This is a genomic window from Roseateles microcysteis (assembly GCF_036880965.1).
Classification (GTDB): Bacteria; Pseudomonadota; Gammaproteobacteria; order Burkholderiales; family Burkholderiaceae_C; genus JAUASW01.
Map to the genome: position 1 here is coordinate 716439 of NZ_JBAJMV010000002.1, position 11954 is coordinate 728392.

Sequence of the window (11954 nt, forward strand, 5' to 3'; positions counted from 1 at the left end):
CTGTGGCAGCCTAGCTGGCAAATGAAACTCGCCCTGATCTCCGACCTGCATGCCAACCGCCAGGCACTCACTGCTGTCCTCGAGCATGCTGCCGCGCGCGGCGTGCAGCAGCATGCGCTGCTGGGCGACTATCTCGGCTATGGCGGCGATCCGGCCTGGGTGCTGGACCGGGTGATGGAGCTGGTCGAGGAAGGCGCGGTCGCCGTGATGGGCAACCACGACAGCGCAGTGGCCCGCGGCGCCCTCCCCGGCATGCGCGAAGAGGCCCGCGAGGTCGCCGAATGGACGCGCAGCCAACTGCAACCCTACCAACTGGCCTTTGTGAAGCAGCTGCCCATGACGGTCGAGCGCGGCGAGATGCTTTTCGTTCATGCCAATGCCTATGACCCGGCGAGCTACGAATACATCCAGGGCCGGCTCGAGGCCATCCGCAGCATGCATGCCACGAAGGCGCGCTACACCTTCTGCGGCCATATGCATGAGCCCATGCTGTTCCATCTCAGCGGCACCGGCAAGGCCGGTGAATTCACGCCGCAAGCCGGCGTCGAAATTCCGCTCCTGACCAATCGCCAATGGCTGGCGATCCCCGGCTCCTGCGGCCAGCCGCGGGACGGCAATCCGGCGGCCTGCTACGCGATCTTTGACAGCGAACAAAGCGTCCTGAGCTTCCAGCGCGTCCCCTACGACGCCGACGCGGCGGCCGCCAGCGTGCGCGCGGCCGGCCTGCCAGCACGGCTGGCCGATCGCTTGCTGGCAGGCGAGTAGAGCAGATGACAAGCCCGACCAGCACCTTCGGCGCCGCCCTGCCGCCCTCGCCCTTGCAGGAGGGCCAGGTGATCGACGGCTTCCGGCTGGAGGCGCGGCTGCACCAGGGCGGCATGGCCAATCTGTGGAGCGTGACGCGGGTTGAGCCGGTCGAGGGCGAGGATTTCCGGCTGATGATGAAGGTGCCGCGCATCAAGGGCGGCGAAGACCCGGCCACCATCGTCGGCTTCGAGGTCGAGCAGATGTTGATGCCCGCACTCAAGGGTCCGCATGTGCCGCGCTTCGTCGCTCGTGGCGACTGGACCCGCCAGGCCTATATCGTGATGGAGCGCATCGAAGGCGTGTCGCTGAGGCCACGCCTGGATGACGCGCCCCTGCCACTGGAGGAGGTGGTGGACATCGGCATCCGCGTCGCCACAGCCTTGCAGGACCTGCATCGCCAGCACGTCGTGCATCTGGACATCAAGCCCAGCAACATCATGTTCCGGCCGGATGGCCGCGCGGTCCTGGTCGACTTCGGCCTCTCGCGGCATGACCACCTGCCCGACCTGCTCGAGGAGGAATTCTCGCTGCCCATGGGCACCGGGCCCTACATGTCGCCCGAGCAGGTGCAATTCATCCGCAACGACCCGCGCAGCGACCTGTTCGCCCTGGGCGTGATGCTCTATCACCTGGCTACCGGCGAGCGGCCATTCGGCCAGCCAAGTTCGGTGCGCGGCCTGCGTCGCCGGCTCTATGTGGAGCCGGTGCCGCTGCGCGCCATAGACGCGAAGCTGCCGCCCTGGTTCCAGGAGATCGTGCTGCACTGCCTGGAGGTCAAGCCCGAGCGCCGCTACCAGAGTGCCGCGCAGCTGTTGCTGGACCTGAAGAGCCCGCAAAGCGTGGCGCTGACACGGCGGTCCGAGAAGACACAAGGCAGCAACAGCCTGAAGACCTTGAAGCGCTGGTTCTTCGCCATCGGTAGCGAGCCGACCGCGCCGACCCGGCCGAGCGAACAACTGGGCCGCAGCCCCATCATCATGGCGGCCATCGACATCGAGAGCGCCACGCCGGCACTGCTGGAGCAACTGAGTGAGCATGTGCGCCGCGTTGTGCAGGCCGAGGTCGGCGCGCGCCTGGCCTGCGTCAGCGTGATGAAGACGGCCCGGCTCGGCATGGACGAACTCACCGACAGCCAGGGTCAGAGCCTGCACGTGAAGCAGCTGATCGCCCTGAAGTCCTGGGCACGCCCGATCAGCAAGGCGCTGGACCTGCAGGACGGCCGCCTGACCTTCCATGTCCTGGAAGCGCCTGACGCGGCCACGGCCATCATCGAATTTGCCAGCCGCAATGGCATCGACCACATCGTGATGGGGGCGCGAGGCGCTTCCGCGCTGCGGCGCTACCTCGGCAGCGTTTCTTCCCAGGTGCTGGCCGAATCGGACTGCACCGTGACTGTCGTCAGGGAACGCTAGTAGGGATAGACCGAGCTCGGCGTCGCCTTGCTGGCGCGTGCCACCACCTGAGTCTTGACCGTCAGCTTGTTGCTGCCGGCTTGAAGCTGGGCTGAGACCGGCTCGTTTTCAAGCAGTTGGTCTGCATGCCAGACGCGCACCCTCACTGCACCTTCCGGCAGGCCCTCGACCACCAGCCTGCCGTCGCTGCCGCTGAGCTTGGCCCAAGGCGAGTCGGCCACGTACAGATGGCCACGCATCGAGCTGTGCAGATGGCAGCCAAGCAGATAAGGGCCGCTATGGTTGAAGCTGCGGGTTTCGGTGCCGGGCGTGCGGTTGCCCGATCGACCCGACAGGCGCAACTGGATGGTCTGGCCGGGGTCCAGATAGACGCCGCCCGGCCCCATCAAGCCGGCAATCACATGGTGGTCAAAGCTGTCCTTGTTGCTGAACACGATGCGCGTGCCCGGCGCCACGATGCTGATGGCTGGCACAAAGCGCTGCTTCTCCTGAGCAACCAGCACTTCGGCCGGAGGCACCGGGCGCGGGCCGGCCATCGTGCTGTCCACCATCACCACGGCGTCAGCGAGGGGCTGGCCCTGCTTGTCCAGCACCGCGATACTGAGATCGGCGGCAGTAGCGGCCATGCTGGTCAGCAACAGGGAGAGAGCGAGAGGCTTCAGCATGGCGGCGGCTCCTCAGGGCTTGGCGGCTTGCGGCGCGCGCGCCTCGGCCTGCACTTCGACCTGGTGGCGCTTCTTGTTCTTGTCCAGGTAGACCAGCGTCAGCGGGATCTTGTCGCCAGCGGCCAGCGGGCGATTCAGGCCCATCAGCATCACATGCAGGCCACCCGGCTTGAACTCGACGCTCTTGCCGGCGGGCAGCGGCAGGCTCTCGACCGCACGCATGCGCATCACGCTGCCTTCCATGGCCATCTCATGGATCTCGACCATGGATGCCACGGGCGAGCTGGCCTCAACGAGCTGCAAATCGCTGTCAGCGCGCAGCTGAAAGAACGCACCGGTCGCCTTCTGCTGCGCCACGGTCGTGCGCACCCAGGCGTCCTTGACCTGCAATTGAGGTGCCTGGGCCTGGGCGGCGACGCTGAACAGGGCGATGGAAGCGGCGACAAGGGCGATGGAAACCAAACGCATGCAAGCGACTCCTGAGAACTGGCCACCATCATAGCCAGCCCTACACTGAGCGCATGAGCTCGACCGCAGACAACCCTTGCACGCGCTGTGGCGCCTGCTGCGCCAGCTTCCGGGTCGACTTCGCCCGCGAGGAAATGATGAGCGAAGGCGGCAGCGTGCCTGACGGCCTGTGCGGTGAACTCAACCACAGCCTGGCCCGCATGCGCGGCACCGACCACGCCAGCCCGCGCTGCGCCGCCCTGGTGGGCACGGTCGGCGTCAAGGCCAGCTGCGGCATCTATGAATGGCGGCCCTCGCCCTGCCGTGAATTCGGCCTGCGCGCGCCACTGGGCCTGGGCGACGACGCCTGCGCGCGGGCCCGCGCGCGGCACGGCCTGCCGCCGCTCTAGCCGAACCTTTCGCGCTAGGGCTTGGCGCCGGTCATGTAGCTGTTGATCTTGTTCAGCTTGGTGGCGTAGATGTCGCGGTCCTTGATGGTCGTGCTGTAGTCCTTGGCAATCGCCATGTGCTTGCTGGCGCTGGCCAGATCGCCCAGGCGCAGGTCGGCCAAGGCCATCCAGAAATGGAACTCGGGCACGTAGGCGGCGCGCTTGATTTCCTTCTCGAACAGCCCCCGCGCTCTCACATAGTCGCCCGCATTCATGGCCTCGACGCCACGGTCGAAGAAGGCATAGGGCGGGTCAGGCTGCAGCTCGTTGAGCCGGCGCTGCACCTGCTCGGCCTCGGCAAGCTGACCGAGGTCCCGCAAGGCAATCACCAGATTGCCCAGGGCCTGAGGGTTGTCGGGCTCCAGCCGCGCGACCTGGCGCAGGACTTTCTCGGCCGCCACCAGGTCACCATGGCGCCGATAGATCACGCCCAGCGTGTTGTAGGCATTGACATAGTTCGGCGAGCGATCGATGGCGGCACGAACCAGCCAGTAAGCCTGGTCGAGGTCATTGGCCACCATGAACTCGGCAGCGCGGTTGTTGTAATACATGGCGACCAGGGTGCCCTCGTCGATGGTGCGAACGCGCTCCACCCGGTTCAGTTCGGGCGGCATGAAGTCGACGGTCATCATGTCCATGTCGAGCGCGAAGACATTGCTGCTCTCCTGCAGCCGGCGACCCAGGCTCACATTGACATGCCCCGCCAGAAAGAGCACGTTGCCGGAACGGCTCCAGCTGCCTTCGGTATGGACCAGCTGATAGCGCAGCCCCAGGCCCAACTCCTTGGCAAAGGCCGCCGTCATGATGACCAGCGACAGGCAATTGCCAGCACGCGACTCGAACGCCTCAGAGGCATTGCGCGTGATGGCCGAGTCGTAGTCAAGAATCAGCTTGCGCTTCGTATAGAGCGCGTCAATCAGTGCCCAGCGAGGGCCGCGGGCGACGACTTGATCCGCCACATCGCGCTTGAGGAATTGGCGCATCTCCGGGCTCAACTCGAAGACGGCCTTGTCGTCAATGGGCTGGGCCAGGGGCTTGAACGCCGAGTCCTTGAACAGGGCTGACAGCTCCTGCGGCTCCAGGAGCGGCACGCTCACGCAACCAGAGAGCGCAGCCGCCAGGGCCAACAGGCTGGCATGTAGGATTTTTCGCATCGCGCACCTCGCAGTGGCGGCAAGCGACCACCAGCATCCCACGGGTCCGTGCGGCGCCTGCCTGCTCAGATGCTAGTCCCCTTTTGCCACGCGTGCCGAAGGTCAAGCCCCCGTGTTTGCGCTATTCCTGGACCCAGACGACGGCGGTCCGGGCGGGCACTACGAAGGCGCCGCTGCCCTGCTCGTAACGAGCCTCGCGGCGCGGGCGCTGGTCCGCTGCAGCCGCGCTGGCTTGCACCGGGTGCAGCCGGTAGGCGTGCCCGCGTTCACTCTCGATCTGCAGCGTCTGCGCCTGAGGCGACACATTGATCAGGTAGAGCAGGCGCTTGAAGCCGGCACCGGCCAGGCCTTGGCCATCCAGCACGGCGGCCATCACCACCGGGTTCTGCTGCGGGCCGGTGTTGAGGAAGTGAAGACGTCGCTTCACCTCATCTGCGGAGCGAAGGCGCAAGAGGCTGCTGCTGGCGCGGATCTTCAGGAGGTCCAGGAACATCGCGCGGGCCCTGGCGATGTCGGCCGGCCGCGGCTTGATCGAGTCGTCAGCCAGCAGCGGCTGCAGAAGCGGCCAGTCACGGCCGTTGTCACCCTGGGGCGGCAGGCCGGCGGCAAAGCCGTTGTCGCGCAGGCTCCAGTCCAGGCGGTTGAACCAGTCGCCCGAGTCGTAGCTGTTGCGGTCCAGCGATTTGGATCGCAGCACCTCAAGCCCGGCATGGAAGTAGGCAATGCCCTGGCTGAAGGCGGTCAGTGCCGCGCCGAGCATCTGCACCCGCAACCGGTCCTCGCGCGAAGTGTCGCGAGGCAATCGCATCACGTTGATGTCGAACAGCGTCTGGTTGTCGTGGTTCTCCACGTAGTTGACCACCTCGCCCGGCTGCGAAACATAGCCCGCAGGCTGGTCGCCATAGGGAATCTCGGAGAGCTTGCGGCGCTTGCCTTCAAAGGTCTCGAGCTCGAAGTCGCGCAGGGAGCCGGCCAGGCCGACACGGGTCATGTCGGCCGCGCGGAACAGCTCGACGGGCTCGCGCTTCGGTGCCGCGTCATTGGGCGCATAGACCAGGCCGTTGAGCCAGCCCTGGTTCTTGCGCAGCGCCTCGCCGCTGTCGCCCGCACTGCCGCCGCGCGCCGCATCGCGGCCCCGGTCGCTGAAGGTGCCGATGCCGCTGCCATTCAAGGACAGTTGCGACGCCTGGACGAAGCGTGAGCCATTGGCGATCTCGCCAAAGTTCCAGCCCTCGCCAATCAGCTCGACATGCCTGCCAGCCGCCTTGTCGACCGCCGCTTGCAGCATCTCCATCGCAGCACGCGGCTGATGGGCCATCAGATCGAAGCGGAAGGAATCGACACGGTAGTCGCGAGCCCAGCGTACCGTCGTGTCGATCATCAGCTTGGCCATCATGCGATGTTCGGTGGCCGTGTTGTCGCAGCAGGTCGAGCGCTCGACCTGGCCTTTGGCATCGAGCCGCTGGTAGTAGCCCGGCACGATGCGGTCCAGCACCGACTTGGCATCCTGGCCCGAGGCCGGCGTGTGGTTGTAGACCACGTCCATGCCCACGCGCAAGCCAGCCTCATGCAGGGACTGCACCATCTGGCGAAACTCGATGATGCGGCGTGCGCCATCGGCCGCGCTGCTGGCATAGCTGCCCTCGGGCGAGCCGTAGTGCAGCGGGTCGTAGCCCCAGTTGAAGCAATCCTTCGAGGCGACCGCCATCACCCTGGCTTGCTGGTCCGGGCTGTCTGCGGCGGCCGTGGGCACGGTCGGTGTGGCGCATTGGGCTTCGGGAATGCTGGCGATGTCGAACACCGGCAGCAGGTGCACGTCCGTCATGCCCGCCTGAGCCAGCGAGCGCAGATGGCGCATGCCCGCCGAGCGGGTCTCGGTGAAGGCCTGGTAGCGGCCGCGCCTGGCCACTGGAACCGTCGCGTCAGCGATGGAGAAGTCGCGCACATGCAGCTCGTAGATCAGCATGTCGGTGGCGGCCGCCAAGGGCTTGGGCCGGCGGTGTTGATCCCAGCCGCGCGGTTTCAGCTTCGCGGCATTGAGGTCGGCGATATAGCTGCGCCAGGAATCCGTGCCATGACTGCTCGAGTACGGGTCGCTGACGCGATTGCGCACCCAACCCTTGCCGGGCACGAAGACCTCGACCAGGTAGTTGAAATAGCGGCCCGACAAGTCCCCATGCGCGCGCCAGGACCAGGCACCCGTGGTCGCGTCGAACTGCATCGCTTGCTCGGCGCTGGCCTTGCTCGCATCGCTGTCGTACAGGCAGAGGCTCACCGCACGCGCGGTGGGCGCCCAGAGCTTGAAGCTGGTGGATTTGGCTGCGGGCTGCACAGCCACGCCAAGGTCCGCAATATCGCCAGCCGCGGCATAGAGATCGTCAAGCGCGCCGGGGCTCTGGATGCGTGTGAAGGCCAGCACCTGACCAGCTTCGTTTTCGCGCGCGAGTATCAGTTGAGCGCGATGCAGGCGAGCCGGATCATCGATGGACAGACGCAGCCTCGGGCCGGCTCCGACAAACTTGAAACGCTCGGCCGTTGCTGGCGAAAGGCCCCGCGAATCAGGCTGCAGGTCGAAGCTGTTTTCTGCGCCCCGAACGGCTTGACCTGCCTGCACCGACAGCGAACCCGCCATCGAGGCATGCAAGCGCCAGCGCTGACCTGGCTCGGCCGTCTGACCGGGCCATTGCACGAGTTGGCGATCCAGCCAGTAGGCCTGCGCCTCGGCCACAAGACCATTGGGATGCAGCAGTGCCTGAAAGTCTTCAACATCACATCCGCCGGCCCGCGCCTGCCCACTCCAGGCCAGCACGGCCAAGCCCAGCAGCCAGCCGCCGCTCATCCGCGATCTCGATCTCATGCCTGTCTCCGTGCTTGTTTTCTGAATGGTAGCAAAACTACATTAATCAAAACAATTCAGCTTTGCACTACAGGAATCATGCCGCTATGCTTGCCTCCGTGAGCGAATGATCGATCAGTAATTTAGCTACAACAAGGCGCCACAATGCGCCGATGGGGACGTGTTGATGAACGTGATCCGCAATCTCGGCGGCGCATTGGCGCTGTGCACCAGCCTGATGAGCCAAGCCCAGACCATCTCCCGTATCGAACCCGCTTTCTGGTGGGTCGGCATGCGCAGCCCGGAGCTGCAGCTGATGGTGCATGGCGATCGCATCGGTGACTTGCAGGCACAGGTCATGGCGCCAGGTATCACGTTGAAGAAGACCACCCGCACCGCCAATCCCAACTACCTGTTCCTGGACCTGCAGATCGACCCGCAAGCCAAGGCTGGCGAGTTCGAGATCCTGTTCAGCGGCGGCAAGACCCACCTCAAGCAGCGCTACCAGCTGCTGCAGCGCGAGCCCGGCTCTGCGGACCGACAGGGCTTCGGCCCCAAGGATGCGATCTACCTCGTCGTGCCCGACCGCTTCGCCCAGGGTCAGGCAGATCGCGCTCAGCCCGCCGGCCTGCTGGAACGCAATGACCGACGCAGCCCCGGCGGCCGCCACGGCGGCGATATCGCCGGCCTGCGACAGCATCTGGACTACATCGCAGGCCTCGGTTTCACGCAGATCTGGCCTACGCCACTGACCGAAAACAACGCCGAGAAGTACAGCTATCACGGCTACGCCGCCAGCGACTTCTACAAGATCGACGCACGCTTCGGCACGAACGAAGAGTTCCGCGAGCTGAGTCGCGAAGCCCGCTCAAAAGGCATCGGCATGATCCAGGACATCGTGCTCAACCACATCGGCGCCAGCCACTGGTGGATGCGCGATATGCCGGCGCCAGACTGGCTCAATCAGTGGCCAGCAGACGAGGCGCAGGGCCGCCCCCAAGCCTCGTCGGCCCCCTCGGGGGGTGGGGTGACCAATTTGGTCAACCCTGGGGGCTACAAGTACGTGGAGACCCAGCATGCACGCATGACGCTCCAGGACCGCTATGCGTCAGAGAGCGACCGCAAGCGATTCACCGACGGCTGGTTCACCCGCAACATGCCGGACCTCAACCAGCGCAATCCGCAACTGGCCACCTATCTGACGCAGATGACGATCTGGTGGATCGAGTACGCCTCTCTTTCAGGCATCCGCACCGACACCTATTCCTACTCCGACCGCGAGTTCCTCGCACGCTGGTCCGAGCGCGTGATGCAGGAGTATCCGAAGCTCAATATCGTTGGCGAGGAATGGAGCCCGCATCCGGCCGTGGTGTCGTACTGGCAGCGCGGCAAGCGCAACCACGACGGCTATGTTTCCAGCACACCGAGCATGATGGACTTCCCGTTGCATGGCGCCCTGCTCGCCGCATTGGGGGAAGCAGATGGTCACGACAGCGGCCTCACCAAGCTCTACGAGGCGCTGGCGCACGACTTCGTCTATCCGGCGCCGGAACAGCTCGTCCTGTTCGAAGGCAATCACGACACGCCGCGCCTCTACTCGCTGCTGAAGGAAGACCTGGGCGCCTGGAAATTGGCCCTGGCCTACCTGGCCACCACGCGCCGCATTCCGCAGGTCTTCTACGGCACCGAGCTGCTGATGCAGAGCCCGAGGGAGCGCGACGACGGCGCCGTGCGCTCCGACTTCCCCGGCGGCTGGGCCGGCGATGCGGTGAACGGCTTCACCGGCCAGGGCTTGAAAGACAAGCAGCGCGAGGCACAAGACTTCCTGCGCAAGCTCTTCACGTGGCGCAAGAGCAGCCGCGTGGTGCACGACGGCGAGCTGATGCACTACTCGCCGGAGCACGGCGTCTACGCCCTGTTCCGCTATCTGAAGAGCGAGCCCAATGCGCCGCGCGTGATGCTGTTGCTCAACAAGGGCAGCAAGGAAGCCAAGGTCGACCTGCGCCGCTTTGCCGAAATGCTGCCGGGAGCCAAGTCGGCCGTCGATGCGATGACCGGTCAGGCCATCACGCTCGGGGACACCATCACCGTGCCCGCACGCTCGCCGCTGATCGTCGAGCTCAGGCGCTGAGCTGCGACTCCGGCACCGGCGGCGTGAACGACAGGCTGCCGGCCATCCGGTTCCAGGCATTGATCGCGCCGATGGCGGCGGTCAGGCCGGCAATCTCGACAGTCGTGAACTGCGCCTGCAGCTCGGCATAGAGGGCACCGGTCGGGCGGTGCTCGGTCATTTGTGTCAGCGCCTCGGTCCAGGCCAAGGCAGCCCGCTCCTTCGGCGTGAACAGCCCTGGCGCCTCGGCCCAGGTGGCCACCAGGTCGATCTTGGCCGGCACGACCTTCAGCTTGCGCGCCATGTTCAGGTGGAACTGCAGGCAGAACGCGCAGCCATTGAGCTGCGAGGCGCGGATCTTGATCAGCTCGGTGATCTGCTTGTCCAGCCCCGATTCATCGACGGCCTTGCCAAGGGCGCGCATCGCCAGCACCACGCCGGGCGCCGCCTGTTCGAACTCGGCCCAGTCCATGCGGGCTTGATGTGGAAATGCCATGAGAGAAGCTGCCTTCGAGAATGAAGGCAGCAATTCTGGCAGCAGCGCCCGGGGTGCGCTTCAAGGCAGGTGCAAGAGCCCAATCGGCGCACGGCCACTGGCCGCACTGATCAGGCCCAGCACGCGTGCGGGCTCCTGGCCGAGCATGTCCCACTTGAATCGCCAGGCCCAGTTGCCGCCCAAGATGCCCGGCACATTCATGCGGTGCTCGCCCCCGAGGCCCAGCACGTCCTGCAGCGGGAAGATCGCGATATTGGCCACCGAGTTGCAGCAGGCGCGGATCATGGCCCAGTGCACGTCGTGGTCGCCGCAAGCGAGGTAGGAGCCGGCGAAAGCCCGCTCGCGTGCCGAGGCGCTGTTCCACCAGCCGCGCACCGTGTCGTTGTCATGCGTGCCGGTGTACGCCACGCTGGCCTTGGGCCACATGTGCGGCAGGAATTCGTGATCGGCCTCGCCACCAAAGGCGAACTGCAGGATCTTCATGCCCGGGAAACCGCAGCCGTCGCGCAGTTCATGCACATCGTCGGTGATGAAGCCCAGGTCTTCGGCCACGATGGGCAGCTTGCCCAGGCTCGCCTCGATGGCATCGAACAGCGCCTGGCCCGGGCCCTTGAGCCACCGGCCCTCTTTGGCGTCCGGGCTGCTCGCCGGAATCTCGTAATAGCCCGCGAAGCCGCGGAAATGGTCGATGCGGAAAACATCGGCCTGGCTCAGGGCGCGCTTCACGCGGGCGGTCCACCAAGCATAGTTCTCGGCTGCCATCTTGTCCCAGCGGTAGAGCGGATTGCCCCAGCGCTGGCCATCCAGCGACATCGCATCCGGCGGCACGCCGGCCACCACCGTGGTCTGGAAATTCTTGTCGAGGTGGTACAGGTCGGGGCGCGACCAGCAATCGGCGCTGTCGTGCGCAACAAAGATCGGCAGGTCGCCCATGATGTGCACGCCCTTGCTGTTCGCATAGGCCTTGAGCGCGGTGATCTGCGTGTCGAAGCACCATTGCACGAACTGCCAGAAGGCGATTTCTTCCGCGTGGGTCTTGCGCACTTCGGCAATCGCAGCAGCTTCGCGGCGCGCTAGCGGCGCCGCCCAGTCCCACCAGGGCTGACCGTTCAGCGGAGAGCGGATCGCCATGAAGAGCGCGTAGTCGTCGAGCCACTCGGCCTGGCCGGCGCACCAGTCGGCGAAGGCCAGCCTGTCAGCGGCCGTGGCCTTGGCGAAGAAACCGGCCGAGGCCGCGCGAAGCTGCTGCTCGCGCCAGGGCAGCACGCGGCCGTAGTCCACCTTCATGGCATCGAAGCCAGCTTCGGGCAATTCCGGTGCGGCCAGCCAGCCCTTTTCCACCAGCGGCTCTAAGGCCACCATCCACTGACTGCCGGCGAAGGCCGAGACGCCTTGGTAGGGCGAATCACCCGGGCCGATGGGCGTGGTCGGCAAGAGCTGCCAGAGGCCCTGGCCAGCCGAAGCGAGCCAATCGACGAACTGGTAGGCGGCCGGGCCGAAGTCACCCATGCCGTTTGGGCCAGGCAGCGAGGTGATGTGGGCCAGCACGCCGGCGCTTCGTTTGTTGAGGTCCATGAC

Annotated in this window: 10 protein-coding genes; 4 read left to right on the forward strand and 6 right to left on the reverse strand. The window is 65.7% G+C overall.

From position 1 onward, the window contains the following. Window positions 1-21: 21 nt before the first annotated feature. Together V3596_RS08245 and V3596_RS08250 are read left to right on the forward strand one after the other, a co-directional pair. On the forward strand, window positions 22-765 hold the full coding sequence (locus tag V3596_RS08245; protein ID WP_334277197.1) for a metallophosphoesterase family protein: 744 nt from the start codon (window positions 22-24) through the stop codon (window positions 763-765). 5 nt (window positions 766-770) lie between these two features. Further along, window positions 771-2219 (forward strand): serine/threonine protein kinase, encoded by a 1449-nt coding sequence (locus V3596_RS08250; RefSeq protein WP_334277198.1) that lies wholly within the window; start codon window positions 771-773, stop codon window positions 2217-2219. On the opposite strand, the gene V3596_RS08255 is transcribed toward V3596_RS08250, so the two are convergent. Then, complete coding sequence (locus V3596_RS08255) at window positions 2216-2884, reverse strand: cupredoxin domain-containing protein (RefSeq protein ID WP_334277199.1); 669 nt, start codon at window positions 2882-2884, stop codon at window positions 2216-2218. The two genes, V3596_RS08250 and V3596_RS08255, sit on opposite strands and share 4 nt — an antisense overlap. Before the next feature lie 12 nt (window positions 2885-2896). Beyond that, window positions 2897-3352: a copper chaperone PCu(A)C gene (locus V3596_RS08260; protein WP_334277200.1), complete on the reverse strand. Its 456-nt coding sequence runs from the start codon at window positions 3350-3352 to the stop codon at window positions 2897-2899. 53 nt (window positions 3353-3405) lie between these two features. Here V3596_RS08260 and V3596_RS08265 point away from each other — a divergent pair, with 53 nt between their 5' ends. Next, window positions 3406-3741 (forward strand): YkgJ family cysteine cluster protein, encoded by a 336-nt coding sequence (locus V3596_RS08265; protein WP_334277201.1) that lies wholly within the window; start codon window positions 3406-3408, stop codon window positions 3739-3741. Between the two features lie 14 nt (window positions 3742-3755). On the opposite strand, the gene V3596_RS08270 is transcribed toward V3596_RS08265, so the two are convergent. Beyond that, window positions 3756-4934, reverse strand: a complete 1179-nt coding sequence (locus tag V3596_RS08270) for a tetratricopeptide repeat protein (RefSeq protein WP_334277202.1) — start codon at window positions 4932-4934, stop codon at window positions 3756-3758. A 121-nt stretch (window positions 4935-5055) separates the two neighbouring features. Next, window positions 5056-7791, reverse strand: coding sequence for an alpha-1,6-glucosidase domain-containing protein (locus V3596_RS08275; RefSeq protein ID WP_334277203.1), 2736 nt, complete (start codon window positions 7789-7791; stop codon window positions 5056-5058). Between the two features lie 166 nt (window positions 7792-7957). On the opposite strand from V3596_RS08275, the gene V3596_RS08280 reads away from it, so the two are divergent. After that, window positions 7958-9901, forward strand: a complete 1944-nt coding sequence (locus tag V3596_RS08280) for a glycoside hydrolase family 13 protein (protein WP_334277204.1) — start codon at window positions 7958-7960, stop codon at window positions 9899-9901. On the opposite strand, the gene V3596_RS08285 is transcribed toward V3596_RS08280, so the two are convergent. Further along, window positions 9891-10376 (reverse strand): carboxymuconolactone decarboxylase family protein, encoded by a 486-nt coding sequence (locus V3596_RS08285; protein WP_334277205.1) that lies wholly within the window; start codon window positions 10374-10376, stop codon window positions 9891-9893. The two genes, V3596_RS08280 and V3596_RS08285, sit on opposite strands and share 11 nt — an antisense overlap. 60 nt (window positions 10377-10436) lie before the next feature. After that, the gene (gene malQ, locus V3596_RS08290) at window positions 10437-11951 is read right to left on the reverse strand and encodes a 4-alpha-glucanotransferase (RefSeq protein ID WP_334277206.1); all 1515 of its coding nucleotides are present in this window, start codon (window positions 11949-11951) and stop codon (window positions 10437-10439) included. Window positions 11952-11954: the final 3 nt, after the last annotated feature.